Origin of the sequence: Nitratireductor sp. XY-223 (assembly GCF_004959855.1) — a bacterium.
Taxonomy (GTDB): Bacteria; Pseudomonadota; Alphaproteobacteria; order Rhizobiales; family Rhizobiaceae; genus Hoeflea_A.
Genome location: NZ_SPNT01000011.1, coordinates 1 through 17,654 on the forward strand (window position 1 = coordinate 1; position 17,654 = coordinate 17,654).

The window sequence follows — 17,654 nt, forward strand, 5'->3', positions numbered from 1 at the left end:
AACCCTTGACGATCGGAATGTCGTCGCCCGGGAACTCATAGGTGTCGAGAAGCTCGCGCACTTCCATCTCGACAAGCTCAAGAAGCTCCTCGTCGTCGACCTGATCGACCTTGTTGAGGAAAACGACAATCGCCGGAACGCCGACCTGGCGGGCAAGCAGGATGTGCTCGCGCGTCTGCGGCATCGGACCGTCAGCGGCCGATACAACCAGGATCGCACCGTCCATCTGCGCAGCGCCGGTGATCATGTTCTTCACATAGTCGGCGTGGCCGGGGCAGTCGACGTGGGCGTAGTGGCGCGCATCCGTCTCATATTCGACATGGGCCGTCGAAATGGTGATGCCGCGGGCCTTTTCTTCCGGCGCGCCGTCAATCTCGTCATACGCCTTGAAGTCGCCAAAGTACTTCGTGATCGCTGCCGTCAAAGACGTCTTGCCGTGGTCAACGTGACCAATCGTGCCGATGTTCACATGCGGCTTCGTTCTCTCAAATTTGCCTTTCGCCATGATATTCCAGTCCTGTCATACTCAAAGTTTGCACTAAGGCGCTCAAGATCGGGCGCTCCCGGCGAAGCGAACCCAGATGATCGAAGGCCAATAAGGCTTTCAGCGCCGCGAAGCAAGACCAAATCGCTCCGCCGGCACAGATCGCCGGTCGTTCCCGTCGTTCAGCGCAGCTGCCCTTAAGATAGTAAGTTCTTACAAGAATTTAAGCGCCAGCCGTCTCGAGGCGGTCACGATCATCAGGCTGCGGGCAAATCGGTCGGCAGGTTGTTGGAGCGGGTAGCGGGAATCGAACCCGCATATTCAGCTTGGAAGGCTGCTGCTCTACCATTGAGCTATACCCGCGCAGCCAGTGGGAGATGGTGGAGGGGGCTGGATTCGAACCAGCGTAGGCATAGCCAACGGATTTACAGTCCGCCCCTTTTAACCGCTCAGGCACCCCTCCAATTCCACTGACGGGGTCATGTGACAAGGCAAATGACCAATTCACGGCGGCTGTTGCCGGGTGAATCTGCGCCGGGGTTATGCAGGCAGCGCCGGTTTCTGTCAACACGCATTCGCGGAAATTTTCGGCATTGTACGACTGCCCTGATTTCAGCCGGTGAACAGGTGAACGAGTGCTTTGCCAAACCGCCTCGCACATCTATAAGGACCGGCCATGAGCAATGACGAATCCGACGACCGCAAAGAGCGCGACAGCTACCATGCAAAACGGCGCAGGGCCTATCGTGATGCGAAGGCGGCGCAGTCGTCGGCGGCGCGTGGCAAGGGCACGGCCGGCGCCCGTGCCTTGCCGGAAAGCGTGATGCTTTACGGGCTGCACACCGTGCGCGCCGCGATCGACAATCCCGACCGGGTGATCATGCGCATGGCGGTCACACGCAACGCCCTCGCGCGTCTGGACATTGCCGATCCCGCGGCCCTGCCCTTCCCGGTCGAACTTGCGACGCCACAGGCGATCGACAAGATGCTGCCCGGAGACGCGATCCACCAGGGCGTCGTCGTGGAGGCTAAGCCGCTTGCGGCCCGCCGGATTTCAGATCTCGAAGACTGCCCTCTCCTGCTGGTCCTCGATCAGGTCACCGATCCGCACAATGTGGGCGCGATCATGCGCTCGGCCGTCGCGCTTGGCGCCGGCGCGATCATCACGACCATGCGGCACAGTCCGCAGGAATCGGGTGTGCTTGCCAAATCGGCCTCGGGTGCGCTGGAACTCATTACCCATATTCAGGTGGTCAATCTGGCGGAAGCCATCGAGGAACTGAACCGGCTCGGCTTCTTGACCGTCGGGCTCGACTCGGAGGGGCCGGAACAGCTCGAACGGTCCTTTTCCGGAAGCCGGATCGCGCTGATCCTCGGCGCCGAAGGCAAGGGCCTGCGCCAGAAGACCCGCCAGACCGTCACGGCCCTTGCGCGCCTCGACATGCCGGGCGCCATCAGGTCGCTGAACGTCTCGAACGCGGCCGCGATCTCGCTTTACGCGGCGCGGCAGTTCCTCGATTCGCACTCATAAAGAAGGTTACTGCGCAGTCCAACCGCCATCGACCGGCACCGACGTGCCGGTGATGTTGTGGGCGTGCCGGTGGCACAGCCAGACTGCGAGCGCGCCGATTTCCATCGGGTCCGACATGCGCAGTGACGGCTGCTTCTCGCGCAGGAGATCGGCAATTCCCTCCGTCCTGCCACCGCCCACCTGCTGGGTCCGGGCTTCGATCTGCGGCTCGATCAGGCTCGTCTCGGTCCAGCCCGGGCAGATGCAATTGACGGTGACGCCACCGGAGGCGCGGTCTCCCAGCGCCGCATATTCGAGCGCCGCGACCCGCGACATGCCGACCAGCCCGAACTTGGAGGCGACATAGGGCGCCTTCTCGCGCGAGGCGACGAGGCCGTGCACGGAGGCGATGTTGATGACACGCCCGTAACCGCGTTCGCCCATGGCGGGCATTGCAAGACGCATTGTGTGGAATGCGGCCGACAGGTTGACCGTGATAACCGCGTTCCAGGTCTCGGTGTCCGCATCCTCCAGCGACGTCGTCTTCTGGACACCGGCATTGTTGACCAGGATATCGACGCCGCCCCACTCGGCAGCTTCCCGCATCATCGAACCGATCGCGCCTGGATCACGCAGATCGGCATTGAAAAAACGGACTTCAGCGGCACCGGCGTCGCGCACGGCGGTTTCTGCACTTTCGATGGTCGCGGCGTCTCCAAGCCCGTGGATGGCGACGCGGCAGCCGGCTCCGCCCAGCGCCTCGGCGATCGCCAGACCGATGCCTTGTGTCGATCCTGTCACCAGCGCCGCTTTGTCCTGAAGAAACCGGTCCGTCATCTTTCTATTCGTCCTTTGCTTCCAGCATGCGGCGCAGTTCCGTCTTCAGCACCTTGCCGTAATTGTTCTTGGGCAGTTCGTCGATGAAGCGGTAGTGCTTCGGACGCTTGAACCGGGCAATGTTCTCCAGGCAGTGCGCGTCCAGGGCTTCGCCGTCGACATCCGCATCGGCGTGGGAAACGATGAATGCGACAACCACCTCACCCCATTCGGGATGGGCCTTGCCGACGACGCTTGCCTCGCGGATGCCGGGAAAGCGCAGGAGGACCTCCTCGATCTCCCGCGGGTAGATGTTGCTGCCGCCGGATATGATCACGTCCTTGGACCGGTCCTTGAGGGTGAGAAAACCGTCCTCGTCCATGGCGCCCATGTCGCCGGTCCACAGCCAGCCGTCGCGCAGCGTTTCGGCGGTCGCCGATTCATTGCGCCAATACCCGGCCATGACCGTCGCGCCGCGCACCAGGATTTCCCCGGTCTCGCCCGCCGGCAGTGTGCGCCCGTCTCGTCCGGCAATGCGCACCTCGACGCATGAATGCGCCGTTCCGACCGATGCCAGGCGCTCGCGCCAGCGCGGATGGGTCCGGTCGGCGATCGTATCGCGCGGCAGAGCGGTGATGGTCATCGGCGATTCGCCCTGGCCGTAGATCTGGCAGAACCGCGGCCCGAACACGTCGACGGCCTCGATAACGTCCTCGAGATACATCGGTCCGCCGCCGTAGACGATGGTGCGGATCCCCTGCCCGTCCATGTTCTGCGCCTTTGCCGCGTCGACAAGCCGCCGCACCATCGTCGGGGCCGCGAACATGTGCACGTCCTGAAGCTCTTCAGCGAGGCCGAGAATCTCGCCGGCATCGAAACCGCCGGACCGAGGCACCACGTGGCGCGCGCCCTTCATGACATGCTGGATGCTGTAGATGCCGGCGCCGTGGGAAATGGGCGCCGCATAAAGGGCGGCATCGTCCGGCGAGACCGGATCGACGTCGACAAAGTAAGAAAATGCCATCGCCTGCAGATTGCCGTGCGTGAGCATCACGCCTTTCGGGCGGCCGGTGGTTCCGGACGTGTAGAACAGCCATGCGAGGTCATCGGCGGACCGTTCGACGGGATCGATCGCCGCAAACCCTGTCCGCAGGCTGTCGAAGTCATCCCCGTTTATGGCGACCAGCTTGCAGCCATCGCCGGACAGGCGACGCGTCAGATCCGGCAGGGATCCGGGATCGCAAAGGGCCAGCCGTGCACCGGCGTCCTCCATGATCCAGGCAGCCTCCGCAGCATGCAGCTTCGCATTGATCGGAACGGCGACCGCTCCGGCGTGCCAGATGCCGTGGAGCAGTTCCAAATAGGCCAGTGAATTGCGTGCGAAGATCGCAACGCGGTCACCGGGCGCAATACCCTCACGCGCGCGCAGGCCGCCCGCAATCGATCCGACACGGCGCGAGAATTCGCGGTAGTCCGCCGCCGCGTCGGTGCCGACCAGCAGCGCGGGCCGGTCGGGATGCAACTGTGCGGTTCGCTGCAGCCAGATGGCGAGATTCATGGATCCTCCCTCACACCGGGCCTGTCCTTACGGAGCTTCCGCGGTGCTGCCAATCCGTATTTCTACTATGATTTCGCGCTTTTTTGGACGCACCGATACGGCTTGCCTTGCGAACAAGTGCAACCGAGCAAGACCGTTGTGCGTGTAAACGAAATGCGGGAATTTAACGTGGGTGGTGCCCCCGGAGAGACTTGAACTCCCGACCCCCTGATTACAAATCAGGTGCTCTACCAACTGAGCTACAAGGGCATAGCGTGCAATTAACATAAATCCTGCGCGAGTAAAGTAAATTAAAAGCGAAGATGATGGTTTATTCGCCGGATCGCTGCTAACCCCTTGTCGTAAGTGCCGTTTCTCGCCATGTTAGGCGCGAATTCAACCCGGAACCGGATGCCGATGACGCGCAAGCTCTCCACCTTGTCCTTCATATCGAGCGAGACCGAGAGCGCGCGCGCAGCCGCCCGTCATCTTGCAACGCTCTACGGCCAGACGGACCCGGAACAGGCCGACGTCGTGGTGGCGCTCGGCGGCGACGGATTCATGCTCCAGACACTCCACGACACCATGGATTCCGGCAAGCTGATCTACGGCATGAACCAGGGTTCCGTCGGCTTTCTTTTGAACGAATACCGGGAAGAGGATCTGCGCGAGCGGATCAATGCCGCCGTCGAACACCATATCCACCCGCTTGAGATGACGGCCGTCGATAGCGAGGGAAATACCGTCCGCGCCTATGCCATCAACGAGGTGTCGCTGCTGCGCCAGTCCTACCAGGCAGCGAAGCTGCGGGTGCTGGTCGACGACCGGGTGCGGATCGAGGAACTGATCTGCGACGGGCTGATGGTGGCGACGCCGGCGGGCTCGACAGCGTACAACCTTTCCGCCCACGGACCGATCCTGCCGCTCGAGGCGCCGCTGCTGGCTTTGACGCCGGTCAGCCCGTTTCGTCCGCGGCGTTGGCGCGGCGCCCTTTTGCCCAATCGCGTGACGGTGGACATCGAGGTCCTTGAGGCGGACAAGCGTCCGGTCAACGCCGTTGCCGACCACACGGAGGTCAAGTCCGTGCAAAAGGTGACCGTGCGCGAGTCGGACAAGGTAACGGCCAGGATCCTGTCCGATCCGGACCACAGCTGGGACGACCGGATTCTGGCCGAACAGTTTCTTTATTGACGCACAACTCCGCATGTTTGGAGTAGGAGGTGTAGAACAATGCGATCCGTTTCGATTTTTGCCAAAATCTGCCGAACGTCGGCGATCGGGCTGTTTGCCGCCCTGCTCGCGGCTACGGCAAGCCCGGTCGTCGCATCCGAGGCGCCCGAGGTCATGGCGACAACGACGCCGGCGCGCGTCCTGGCGGTTGTCAGCGGCGGTTTCTGGTCCGATCAGGTCAGCGCCGAGGAAAACTCCGATTCCGAATCGACGGCGGAAAACACCGAAAAGCAGAACCGCCGCGGCTACTACCGCTCAATCGCCGTGCGCTCGCAGGACAACACGTCGCGCCTTTTCCTGCAGCGGATCTGGCTCAGCGAGGACGGACCGACATTGCTCGATACACGCGAAATCGTCGCGTTGTCCGAGATGAAGGCCTATATCACGGACATGCGGCCGGAAGACTCGACCGGCATCGCCAAGCTGCCGGGCTTCGTCACCTTCGTTTATCTCAAGCGCGATCCGTCGACGGCCGAACCCGACACGTGGGAGCTGTTCGTGGATGAATTCGGAGACGTGGCTTTCACGCCGGCGACAAATTAGAGCAGCGCGCTAGTCGATATCCTCGACCACGTCATCGCCGCCATGGACCCGGTGCGCGAGCGCCGCTTCCATGAATCCGTCAAGATCGCCATCGAGCACATCCTGGGGGCTGGTGCTCTCCGTTCCGGTGCGCAGGTCCTTGACGAGCTGATAGGGCTGCAGGACGTATGAGCGGATCTGGTGGCCCCAGCCGATCTCGGTCTTGGCGGCTTCCTGTTCGTTCGCTTCCGCCTCCCGCTTCTTCAGCTCTTCTTCGTAAAGGCGCGAACGCAGCATTTCCCACGCGGTCGCCCGGTTCTTGTGCTGGGAGCGTTCGTTCTGGCACTGGACGACGATGTTGGTCGGGATGTGGGTTATGCGAACGGCGGAGTCGGTCGTGTTGACGTGCTGTCCGCCGGCACCCGATGCCCGGTAGGTGTCGATCCGCACCTCCGAATCCGGAATATCGATCTCGATGGTGTCGTCGATGACGGGATAGACCCAGATCGACGAGAACGAGGTGTGACGGCGCGCCTGGCTGTCGAACGGCGATATGCGCACGAGGCGATGAACGCCGGATTCCGTCTTCAGCCAGCCATAGGCATTGTGGCCCTTGACCAGCAGCGTCGCCGACTTGATCCCGGCTTCCTCCCCGTCGTGGACCTCAAGGACCTCGACCTTCATGTTGCGCTTTTCGGCCCAGCGGCTGTACATGCGCATCAACATCTGGGCCCAGTCCTGGCTTTCCGTTCCGCCGGCGCCGGAGTGGATCTCCACATAGGTGTCGTTGGAATCCGCCTCGCCGGAAAGCAGGATATCGATCTGCCGCCGGTCGATTTCGGACTTCATGGCGCGCAGCGCGTCCTCGGCCTCGCGCACGACGTCGTCGTCGCCCTCTTCCTCGCCGAGTTCGATCAGGCCGATATTGTCATCGAGCCGCGATTCCAGATCGCGCAGGCGCGAGATGTTTTCCTCGAGCTGCTGACGCTCGCGCATCAGTTTCTGGGCCTCCTGCGGATCATTCCATATGTCCGCGTCCTCGGCCTTGACGTTCAGGAATTCCAGTCGTTTGAGCGCCTGATCCCAGTCAAAGATGCCTCCTCAGCAGGCTTATGGCCTGCCTGATTTCGTCGACGATAACCTGAATTTCAGAGCGCATTGTGCTTCTTTTTTCCTTTTTTGATAACGCCTTGGCGAGCCGGATACCGCGCGGCGCGCCGGACCATAATCATCCGTCCGCGGCAAGTAAAGGCGCGTTGGAACCGCGCCCGCCGTTTTCATCGGTATGAGTTGTCAGTAGAGTCCGCCGGCTCCGGAAATGATCGCCCGGTTCGCCTGCGGCGACACGTTCAGGATCTCCTCGCCCGTCGCATATTCCTCCATGCCGATGACGGAGAAGAAATCGGCGGGACCGGTTCCCGGCTTGAACGATTCATAGATGACGTCCGGTTCGCCCGGCTGGGCCTCCATCCCGGTCTTGCGGTTGATCGGGATCAGCTGCAATCCCGGCGGCACACGGAAATCCACGGGGCGGCTTTCCTGCAGCGCGGCCGTCATGAACTCGTTGAAGATCGGCGCCGCAAGCTCGCCACCGGTGGAGCCGCGGCCCATCGGCGTCGGCGTGTCGAAGCCGATGAACACGCCGGCGACGAGGTCAGGCGTGTAGCCAACGAACCAGGCGTCCTTTTCCTCGTTGGTCGTGCCCGTCTTGCCGGCGACCGGACGCTCGAGCTTGACCTTGCCTGCCGCGGTGCCGCGCGTGACGACACCCTCGAGCATCGATGTGACCTGGTAGGCGGTCATGGGGTCGAGCACCTGTTCGCGATTGTCGACGACCTCGGGTTCCTGCTGGTTCTGCCAGTCGGTCACCGTGCAGGCGCCGCAGGTGCGCTCCTCGTGCTTGAAGATCGTCTTGCCGTAGCGATCCTGGATGCGGTCGATCAGCGACGGCTTGATCTGCTTGCCGCCATTGGCCAGCACGGCGTAGGCGGAAATCATCCGCAGGACCGTCGTTTCGCCGGAGCCGAGCGACATGGCGAGAACCGGAAGCATGTCTTCGTAGATGCCGAAACGCTCCGCATATTCGGCGACCAGATTCATGCCCATGTCCTTGGCAAGGCGAACCGTCATCAGGTTGCGCGAACGCTCGATGCCGAGCCGCAGCGTCGACGGGCCGGCAGAGCCGCCGCCGTAGTTTTTCGGCTGCCACAACTCGCCCCCCGACACCAGCTGGATCGGTGCGTCCAGAACCACCGAGGCGGGGCTGTATCCGTTGTCGAGCGCCGCCGCGTAGACGAAGGGTTTGAACGCGGAACCGGGCTGGCGCATGGCCTGCGTCGCGCGGTTGAACTGCGACTGGGCATAGGAGAAGCCGCCGACCAGCGCCAGGACGCGGCCGGTGTGCGGGTCAAGCGCCGCGATGGCCCCCTGCACCTGCGGCAACTGCCGCAGAATATGTTTCTTGCCGTCTTCGCCGGCCTTCACTTCCTCGACATAGACAACATCGCCAGGCTTCAAAATCTCGGCAACCGTCTTGACCTTGCTGGCCTTGTCATCCGTCCGGACGCGGTAAGCCCACTCCATGTCTGAACCGGACAGTGCAACGGTCTGGCGTTCTTCGGACACCTTGCCGGAGGCCGAGCTCTTCGGACGCAGCCCGACGGTCGCCTTTTCGTTGTTCGCATCCAGCACGACGGCAAGTTGCCACTCCGGAAGGTCCCGGAGCGGGTCGACCGCGGCAAGCGCGATGCCCCAGTCGCCGCTTATGGAGACGTTCGTCACCGGGCCGCGATAGCCCTGCTTTGTGTCGTAACGGATCAGACCGCGCTGCAGCGCACGACGGGCCTTGACCTGAAGTTCGGGATCGAGCGTGGTGCGCACGGACAATCCGCCCTCGTAAAGCGCATCCTCGCCGTAACGGGCGATGATCTGCCGGCGCACCTCCTCGGCAAAATAGTCGGAGGCGAACAGGCTGGCGCCGCCGATCCGCGGGTTGACACCCAGCGGCTGTGCCTTGGCATCCTCCCCGTCCGCAGGCTTGACGTAGCCGTTCTCGACCATGCGGTCGATCACCCAGTTGCGGCGGGCGACCGCCCGATCGGTGTTGCGGTAGGGATGATAGTTGGACGGAGCCTTCGGCAGGGCAGCCAGATAGGCCGCTTCCGGCAGGGTAAGCTCATTCACCGACTTGTTGAAATAGGTCAGCGCCGCACTGGCGATGCCGTAGGAATTGAGACCGTAGAAGATCTCGTTGAGGTACAGCTCGAGAATGCGGTCCTTTGAATAGGCCTGTTCGATGCGGAAAGCGAGAACCGCCTCGCGGACCTTGCGCTCAAGCCTCTGTTCGGAGCTGAGCAGGAAGTTCTTCGCCACCTGCTGGGTAATCGTCGAGGCGCCGACCAGGCGCTTGCCGGAGGAATAGTTCTCCACGTTGGTGATCACCGCGCGCACAAGCCCGGTGTAGTCGAGCCCGTTGTGCTGGTAGAAATTCTTGTCTTCAGCGGACAAAAAGGCGGCCTTGACCCGATCGGGAACAGCCTGGATCGGAATGTACAGCCGACGCTCCCTGGCGTGCTCGGCCATCAGCGCTCCATCGGAGGCATGAATCCGTGTTGTCACCGGCGGCTCATAAGTGCTCAGAACCTCGTAATCCGGCAGGTCGCGGGTCACGCCACCGACATACAAGGCGATGCCTATCGCGGCCACGAAGAACAGGACCGCACCCATTCCAAACAAATATCCGATCAGCCTGATCATCGATTCCTACCGGTGCTGCCTCTACCGTAGAGCGAGTCAGTTCGCCCCCATACTATACACCGACTAGTGCGTCGAATGTGCGGAAAATAGGGCCAATACCATATTTGATAAGATAAACTAGGACGTTACTTAATCAATGTGGCATCTATCACACAATCGGCAAATCGGGTCTGGCCGGGCTTGGGCGCTCAGTTGCTGACGCCGCCGATCTTCTCCCGATAGGACTTTATCGCCGCAACAAGCAGCTCGGCCGTGCGCCGGCGCCACTCGGGATCGGTCATCAGCTTCTCGTCCTCGACATTGGAAAGATATCCCAGTTCGACAAGGATTGATGGCACCTCAGGCGCCCTGAGGACACGAAAACCCGCTGAACGGTGGGGGTTGGTGATCAGGTTGACCTGGCCGTCGAACGCATCGACGACTTCGCGGGCAAGGCCGATCGAAAACACCTCCGTCTCGCGGCGCGTCAGGTCGATCAGTATGTCGGCGACCGTGTCCTGCTCGTCCTCCAGCGACAGGCCGGCAATCAGGTCGGAGCGGTTCTCACGCGCCGCCAGTTCCCGTGACATTTCGTCGGACGCCTTGTCCGACAGCGTGTAGACCGTTGCGCCGCGCACCCCGCGCAGGCGGAACGAGTCGGCGTGGACCGAAACGAGCAGGTCCGCGTCGTGTTGGCGCGCCAGGCGCACGCGTTCGCCCAGCGATATGAAGCGATCGTCGTCACGTGTGAGCACAACGCGCACGCCCGCTACTTCCTCAAGGGCCGTTTTGAGCGTCTTGCCGAACGCCAACGTGATGTCCTTCTCCTGCGCGCCGTTGCGGCCGCGCGTGCCGGTGTCGATGCCGCCATGCCCCGGATCGACGGCCACGGTAAATGTTTCTTCATCGCCGTCCTGCGGCTGCACGACGCCCGCGTCGGGTGCGGTGTCCGGCGCATCCCATTGCTGCTGTCCGACCAGTTTCGAGAACTCGGCATCCGAAGCGGCCGCGATGTCGAGGACCAGACGAAAGGTCCCTTCGGCCTCGTTTTCCTTGATTTCCGCCATTTCGGTCTTCACGGGTCCGACAGCGGTAAACACGACGCGCGAACGTCCGGGCGCCATGGCGCCATAGCGGATATCAGAAATCAGGCCGCGCGGGTGTGCCGCTTTCTCCGGAAAACCGAAAATTGTCTCAGGCAGGTCGACAACGAGCCTGTGCGGCGAGGCAAGCAGGTGATGGGAGAATTCCGGCTGCTGCTCGAATTCGATGACAACGCGCGTACGCATCTCGTCGCCCGCAATGCGAAAATCGAAGGCAACGATCTGATTTTGCTCGCTTTCTCCCGCCCGAAGATCGATCGTCGAACCGGACAAGAACAGCAGTACGCCGACAACGACTGAGCAACACAGGTACGAAAATGTGCGGCCGTGTCCGGCGGGGATATTCATCGTTGGCTGAACCTTGGGTTCTTCCGGCGTTGGCGTCGCGAAGCAGCGAAAGCGCGAAGCAGATCGGTCCTTATTGAACGAATCGCCGCTTCTCCGCAACCAAATCCGGGTGAAATCAGGACTTGCTTCGCCAGTGTTGCACTGACGCACCCCGGACGTCGCTCGCCCAAGGCTCTTAACAGATTGCTTTTTTGGCCGCGGCCAGCGCGCAAAGCAGGCAAACCACACTTTCCGCCGTAAACCAATCTCATCCGGCCATGCAGCTTTCCCCTTGCCAGAACGAATTCAAGAACATAAAAGCGGGGTTGAGGGTTGACATGCTGACGAGATAGAATCGGCAAATCCGGCAGCCACCTGTTACAGGAATTCGGGGCGCCTTTAAGCCAATTCGTCTGACGTCATAGCACCTCAACTTCTCGGACTGAATCGATGGAGCCCGGGCGAATCCGGGCATCGAATTGCGGCGATGGCCGTATGCTTCTCCCAAGGAAGCGCAACTCATCGGTCTGAAAAGGACCTATTGTTCATAGTTTCCTGCCTGGAATTTGGATGGAAATGCAACCGGCTACAGTTTCAAACAAGGACCTTCGGACCAGCGGTGCTCCGGAGCCTGTAGGCGTGATGCGTCCAATCCGGTCAGGACATACCAATTTCGGCACAGCGGCAGCGATATACGCCCGGACCAGACCTCCGGGCCATAGCATATTGCCGGCTGTCGCCGAGGAGCATCTATTACATGGCAGACAAAATGCTAATCGACGCGTACCACGAGGAAGAAACGCGCGTCGTCGTTGTTCGTGGAAACCGGATTGAGGAATTTGATTTCGAATCGCAGCACAAGAAGCAGCTGCGTGGAAATATCTATCTCGCCAAGGTAACGAGGGTCGAACCCTCTCTGCAAGCAGCATTCGTAGAGTATGGCGGCAACCGTCACGGTTTCCTGGCCTTCTCGGAAATTCATCCCGACTATTACCAGATCCCGGTCGCGGACCGGCAGGCTCTCATCGAGGCGGAAGCGGCCGAGGTTCGTGACGACGACGATGACGAGATAGAAAAACCCGCCAAGAAGAAGACCCGGACCCGGCGCAGCCGCGGCAAGGCTCGCAAGGACAAAAAGACTACTGAAGCCAAGAAGGCCGATGCCGAGGCCGAAGACACGGCGGCTGACGAGGCCGCAGCGGCCACGACACCGGCGGAAGAGGCAAACGACGACGCATCGGACGACAGCGAAGTTCAGGCCGCATCCGCGGAAACGGATGGAGCGCCCGAGCCCGTCGAGGGCGAAGCCGAGGCTGCCGCGGACACTCCGGAAGACGACAAGTCACCGCCGGACAGCATCGCCGCGGCAATCGACGCGGACGAGGTCTCCGAATCCGTCGAAGCCAAACGAGCGGACGGGGAAGACGGCGAAGACGATACAGAGTCGTCCGGCGATGACGACGCGCCCGAAGCGGAAAGCCGCAAGGGCGGCAACGGCAACGATTCCGACGACAGCGACGACGACGATGACGACAGCGACGCATCGGTCGAATCCGTCGGCGCTGAAGACGCGTTGGAGGAAGTTCCGGACCGGGCCCGCAAGCAGCGCAAGCAGTACCGCATCCAGGAGGTGATCAAGCGGCGCCAGATCCTCCTCGTCCAGGTCGTCAAGGAAGAACGCGGCAACAAGGGTGCCGCACTGACCACCTACCTGTCGCTGGCCGGCCGTTACTCCGTGCTGATGCCGAACACCGCGCGCGGCGGCGGCATCTCCCGCAAGATCACCAATGTCCCGGACCGCAAGCGCCTGAAGGAGATCGCGCGCGGCCTCGAAGTTCCGCAGGGCATGGGCGTGATCCTGCGCACCGCCGGTGCCAACAGGACGAAGAGCGAGATCAAGCGCGACTTCGAATACCTGATGCGGCTTTGGGAGAATGTCCGCAATCTGACCCTGACCTCGACGGCGCCCTGTCTCGTCTACGAGGAAGGCAGCCTGATCAAGCGGTCGATAAGGGATCTGTACAACAAGGATATCGGCGAGATCATTGTCTCCGGCGAAGCGGGTTACCGCGAGGCCAAGGACTTCATGAAGATGCTGATGCCGAGCCACGCAAAGGCCGTGCAGCCCTATCGCGACGTGCAGCCGATCTTCGCGCGCTCGGGCATCGAGGCGCAGCTCGACAAGATGCTGCAACCGCAGGTCACGCTTAAATCCGGTGGCTATATCATCATCAACCAGACGGAAGCCCTTGTGGCGATCGACGTCAACTCCGGACGTTCCACGAAGGAACATTCCATCGAGGACACGGCGCTGCGCACCAATCTGGAGGCAGCTGAGGAGGTCGCCCGCCAGTTGCGGCTGCGGGACCTTGCCGGTCTCATCGTCATCGACTTCATCGACATGGAAGAAAAGCGCAACAACCGCGCGGTCGAGAAGAAGCTGAAAGACTGCCTGAAAAGCGACCGAGCACGAATCCAGGTCGGCCGGATCTCGCATTTCGGCCTGCTTGAGATGTCGCGCCAGCGCATTCGCGCCAGTGTCCTTGAAAGCACAATGCAGGTTTGCGACACCTGCGGCGGAACCGGCTATGTGCGGTCCATCTCGTCTGTCGCACTGCATGTTCTTCGCTCCGCCGAGGAGCACCTTATCAAGAACACCACGCACAACATCACGATCCGCACTCTGCCGGAAATCGCGCTCTACGTCCTCAACCAGAAGCGCGACACGATCATGGAACTCGAAAGCCGGTTCGGTCTTTCGATCTCGGTGGAAGCCGATCCCAATGTCGGATTGCAGCATATCGCGATCGACCAGGGCGAGCCCGTCGACTCCCCGGTCGTTATCGAGAACGCTGTCCAGGTCGATACCGAATATGCCGACGCCGACGAGGAAACCGCCGCACAGTCCGGCGAGGACGAAGGCAACGGACGCAAGCGCAAACGTCGCAGGCGGCGGCGCGGTCGCGGCGGCGAGGACCGTGGCGAGAGCCAGGCGGAGGCGTCGGGATCCGGCGACGATGCGCGTGAGACAGACGCCGATGCGGAGGCGCGTTCGGATGACGACGGCGAGTTCCGCAAGAAGCGCAGGCGCCGGGGCAAACGCGGCGGCAAGCGCAACCGTGAACAGGAATCGTCCGAGACGGTGGAAGCCGCTGCAGCAGACGCGACGGCAGATGCCGCGGCCGAGGCCGGCCCCACCGAAACCGAATCCAACGACGATGCTACCGTCGAGGTGCAGGTCGACGAGGTCACGGTGGAGATCAGCGAGCCTGAACCGCAGGCGGATGAAAAACCGAAGCGAAAGCGCGCATCCCGCAAGAAGAAGTCGGACGAGGAAGACGCAGCCACTGCGGATGCCGACGAAGTGGTCGCAGCGGCCATCGATGTCGACGTCGCGGCGGCCGAGGCGATCGAAGCTGCCGACAGCGCCGTCGAGGCGGAAACCGCCGCGCGGCCGAGCCGCCGGCGCAAATCGGCCGACGATGACGGTCCGACCGAACCCAAGCTGACCTCGACGGTCAGCGAACGGGCGGAGGAAGAGACCGTCGACAGCAAGCCCAAGAAGGCCGGCTGGTGGCAGCGGCGCGGGTTCCTTCAGTAAATCAGCATTGCGCCGGCCGGATCACCCGGCCGGCAACCGCCACAGGTCAGGACAGCCAGGCGGCCATCCGGTCCAGCGCCTCCTCCATCTCGGCAAATGAGCCGGCATAGGAGAACCGGATCGTCCGATGCCCCTCAACCGGATCGAAATCCCGGCCGGGTGTCGCAGCCACGTTTATTTCCGCCAACATGGTTTTCGAGAACTGCATGGAGTCGTTCGTAAAGCGGCTCGCATCCACATAGGCATAGAACGCACCATCCATGGGCGAAGCGATGTCGAAGCCGATCTCCGGCAGACGTTTCATCAGAAGTTTCCGATTGGCCATATATCCCTGTTTGACCGCCTTGAGTTCGTCCGTGGCGTCGAAAGCCGCGCAGGCGGCGATCTGGGACAGTTCCGGCGCGCTGATATAAAGGCTCTGGGCCACCCGCTCCAACGGCCGGATGGCCGCTTCCGGGAGAATCATCCAGCCGATGCGCCAACCGGTCATGCAGTAGTATTTCGAAAACGAGTTGATCACCAGAACCCTGTCGGATGCGGCCAGCGCCGTCGTTTCCGCTCCGGAATAGGTCAGGCCGTGGTAAATCTCGTCCGACAGGAACGTGATGCCGTTTGCGTCGCAATAGTCAATCAGTGCGGAAAGGGCCTGGCCACCCGTCACGGTTCCTGTCGGGTTGGCCGGGCTGGCCAGCAAAACACCCGCTATGCGCCCGTAACGGCTTGCCGCTTCCTCCAGCAAACCGGGACTCAAGGTAAAATCCGTCGCGGGTCCGACGGGAATCTCGACCGCCTCGAGACCGAGTGCCGTCAATATGTTCCTGTAGGCCGGATATCCGGGCCGCGTGATGGCGACGCGGTCGCCGACATTGAACATGGTGAGGAACGCGAGGTTGAAGCCGGCCGAGGATCCCGTCGTTACCGCAACGCGCCGCGGATCGATTTCCACGCCGTAGTGCGACCGGTAGTGGCGGGCGATTCTCTCACGCAATTCGGACTTGCCCAGCGCGTCGGTATAAGCAATGCGTTCCGTCAACAGGGCCTCGCGGGCGGCATCGACCACCGCACGCGGCGCGCCGTGCGCCGGCTGACCAACCGCCATCGAAATGACGGGGTGCCCTTCCCTGCTTCTCCTGGTGGCTTCCGCCAGGACATCCATGGCATGGAAGGGTTCGATGGCGCTTCGCGAAGATGTTTTGGTCACAAACGGTTCCCGGACAAAGTTACAACGCCTCACAAATGCCCGATTGCCGTGGCGATCACAACCATATCGGCGTAATCACATTCACGCGATGAACAATATGCGGCACTGTGCATTGCGCTCAATTGGCTGCTATGGTCGCCCGGAGATTCCCTTTATGCCTGCACAACCACGCAAAAGGCCCGCAAAATTGCCGTTTTGTTCAAGCTTCACGCGCACAGTTCTGCTCCTGTTATTGAGCATCACAATCGTCTATGGGCCGATATCGACAGCCAGCGCCCAGGGCCGCATCGCCGTCGTGCGAGACGCCGAGATCGAGGGTCTGCTGCTCGATTACGCGCGCCCCATCTTCAAAGCAGCGGGACTCAGCCGCAAAGGCATCGATATCATCCTGGTGAACAACCCGTCCTTCAATGCATTCGTCGACGGACGCCGGATTTTCATCAACACCGGCGCGCTGGCGACCGCGGCCACCCCGAATGAGATCATCGGCGTGATTGCCCATGAGTCGGGCCACCTTGCAGGCGGCCATCAGCAGCGCCTGCGCGAACAGATCGCGCGCGCCCGAACGCTTGCCGTCGTCGGCGCCCTCGCCGGTATCGGCGCGGCCGCGGCCGGCAGCCTGAGCGGCACCGAGGGTGCCGCCGCCGTGGGCGGAGGACTGGCACAGGCGGCGCCGTCGGTCGCCCAGCGCGCTCTGTTGAGCTACCGGCGTTCGGAGGAAATCACCGCCGACCGGGCAGCCGTCAAGTACCTGAACGCCACCGGACAATCGGCGAAGGGCATGCTGACGACCTTCAAGCGCTTTTCCCAGAACAACGCACTGGCCGGTGTGCGCGCCAATCCCTACGAGCAAAGTCACCCGCTGCCGCGGGACCGCATTGCCCTGCTTGATGAAATTGCGAAAAAGAGCAGGCACTACAACAAGAAGGATTCTCCGGCGCTGCAAAGGCGCCATGACATGATCCGGGGGAAGATCGCCGCCTACTCCGGCGGCGCGCCGGCCGTCGGCCGCGTGTTCCGCAACAATCCCAACAGCGTCGGCGCCCGTTACGGCATGGCCATTTCAGCCTATCTGCGCGGTGACACACGCAGAGCAATGTCGGAGATCGACAAGTTGATCGCCGGCGACAGGAACAACGCCTATCTCCATGAGATGAAAGGGGAAATCTTTCTCAAGGCACGGCAACCGTCAAAAGCCGCCTCTGCTTTCGCGAAAGCGGTTCAACTGGACAAGTACAAGTCCGGCATCCTCCGCGGCCGGTTGGGCTTTGCCTACCTTTCGACGGGCAATCCGGCTGAAATGAAGAAGGCGATCCGGGAACTGCGCGCGTCGCTGACGTCCGATCCGAACAATTTCAATGCCTATACCTACCTGTCCCGGGCCTATGCCAAAGCCGGTGACGTCGCCAATGCGGAGCTGACCCAGGCGGAGGGCTATTTCAGGGCCGGCAAGGTGCGCGACGCAAAGCGATTTGCCGCACGCGCCCAGCAAAAGATGAAGAAGGGTACGCCCAGCTGGCAGCGGGCGAACGACATCGTCAAATACAAGTCCAAGTGATGACAGAGTTGGCCGGAAGGAACGAAGAAA

Annotated in this window: 12 protein-coding genes and 3 tRNA genes; 5 read left to right on the plus strand and 10 right to left on the minus strand. The window is 61.9% G+C overall.

What is annotated here, in order from left to right:
* The 3 genes from E4M07_RS24555 to E4M07_RS24565 all read right to left on the minus strand — a co-directional run.
* On the minus strand, positions 1 to 505 hold a 505-nt coding region (locus E4M07_RS24555; RefSeq protein ID WP_136661068.1), incomplete at its 3' end, for a GTP-binding protein.
* 268 nt (positions 506 to 773) lie between these two features.
* A tRNA-Gly gene (locus E4M07_RS24560) sits at positions 774 to 847 on the minus strand.
* A 15-nt stretch (positions 848 to 862) separates the two neighbouring features.
* Positions 863 to 947 (minus strand) — tRNA-Tyr (locus E4M07_RS24565).
* 213 nt (positions 948 to 1,160) lie between these two features.
* Between E4M07_RS24565 and E4M07_RS24570 the strand changes: the two genes are divergently transcribed.
* Positions 1,161 to 2,015, plus strand: a complete 855-nt coding sequence (locus E4M07_RS24570; RefSeq protein ID WP_136661069.1) for an RNA methyltransferase — start codon at positions 1,161 to 1,163, stop codon at positions 2,013 to 2,015.
* A 6-nt stretch (positions 2,016 to 2,021) separates the two neighbouring features.
* On the opposite strand, the gene E4M07_RS24575 is transcribed toward E4M07_RS24570, so the two are convergent.
* From E4M07_RS24575 to E4M07_RS24585, 3 genes are all read right to left on the minus strand, one after another.
* Complete coding sequence (locus E4M07_RS24575; protein WP_136661070.1) at positions 2,022 to 2,831, minus strand: 3-hydroxybutyrate dehydrogenase; 810 nt, start codon at positions 2,829 to 2,831, stop codon at positions 2,022 to 2,024.
* Between the two features lie 4 nt (positions 2,832 to 2,835).
* Positions 2,836 to 4,368: an AMP-binding protein gene (locus E4M07_RS24580; RefSeq protein ID WP_136661071.1), complete on the minus strand. Its 1,533-nt coding sequence runs from the start codon at positions 4,366 to 4,368 to the stop codon at positions 2,836 to 2,838.
* A 173-nt stretch (positions 4,369 to 4,541) separates the two neighbouring features.
* Positions 4,542 to 4,617, minus strand: a tRNA-Thr gene (locus E4M07_RS24585).
* Between the two features lie 147 nt (positions 4,618 to 4,764).
* On the opposite strand from E4M07_RS24585, the gene E4M07_RS24590 reads away from it, so the two are divergent.
* Positions 4,765 to 5,538, plus strand: a complete 774-nt coding sequence (locus E4M07_RS24590) for an NAD kinase (RefSeq protein ID WP_136661072.1) — start codon at positions 4,765 to 4,767, stop codon at positions 5,536 to 5,538.
* Between the two features lie 39 nt (positions 5,539 to 5,577).
* Positions 5,578 to 6,120 carry a hypothetical protein gene (locus tag E4M07_RS24595; protein ID WP_136661073.1) on the plus strand — a complete coding sequence of 181 codons (543 nt, stop codon included), beginning with the start codon at positions 5,578 to 5,580 and terminating at the stop codon, positions 6,118 to 6,120.
* Between the two features lie 9 nt (positions 6,121 to 6,129).
* On the opposite strand, the gene prfB is transcribed toward E4M07_RS24595, so the two are convergent.
* The 3 genes from prfB to E4M07_RS24610 all read right to left on the minus strand — a co-directional run bounded on the left by prfB (position 6,130) and on the right by E4M07_RS24610 (position 11,210).
* A protein-coding gene (gene prfB / locus E4M07_RS24600; protein WP_136661074.1) for a peptide chain release factor 2 occupies positions 6,130 to 7,258 on the minus strand; the annotation gives its coding sequence in 2 pieces (ribosomal slippage) (positions 6,130 to 7,191 and positions 7,193 to 7,258; 1,128 coding nt in all).
* Positions 7,259 to 7,392: 134 nt separating this feature from the next.
* Positions 7,393 to 9,855 (minus strand): penicillin-binding protein 1A, encoded by a 2,463-nt coding sequence (locus E4M07_RS24605; protein WP_136661075.1) that lies wholly within the window; start codon positions 9,853 to 9,855, stop codon positions 7,393 to 7,395.
* 188 nt (positions 9,856 to 10,043) lie between these two features.
* Entirely contained in the window at positions 10,044 to 11,210 is a 1,167-nt protein-coding gene (locus E4M07_RS24610; RefSeq protein ID WP_246660588.1) for an N-acetylmuramoyl-L-alanine amidase, read from the minus strand.
* 811 nt (positions 11,211 to 12,021) lie between these two features.
* On the opposite strand from E4M07_RS24610, the gene E4M07_RS24615 reads away from it, so the two are divergent.
* A complete protein-coding gene (locus E4M07_RS24615) occupies positions 12,022 to 14,865 on the plus strand; it encodes an Rne/Rng family ribonuclease (RefSeq protein WP_136661077.1) in 2,844 nt (947 codons plus the stop codon).
* A 46-nt stretch (positions 14,866 to 14,911) separates the two neighbouring features.
* Here E4M07_RS24615 and E4M07_RS24620 read toward each other — a convergent pair whose 3' ends face one another.
* A complete protein-coding gene (locus E4M07_RS24620) occupies positions 14,912 to 16,066 on the minus strand; it encodes an aminotransferase class I/II-fold pyridoxal phosphate-dependent enzyme (protein ID WP_136661078.1) in 1,155 nt (384 codons plus the stop codon).
* Positions 16,067 to 16,298: 232 nt separating this feature from the next.
* On the opposite strand from E4M07_RS24620, the gene E4M07_RS24625 reads away from it, so the two are divergent.
* Complete coding sequence (locus E4M07_RS24625; RefSeq protein WP_246660589.1) at positions 16,299 to 17,624, plus strand: M48 family metalloprotease; 1,326 nt, start codon at positions 16,299 to 16,301, stop codon at positions 17,622 to 17,624.
* Positions 17,625 to 17,654 lie beyond the last annotated feature (30 nt).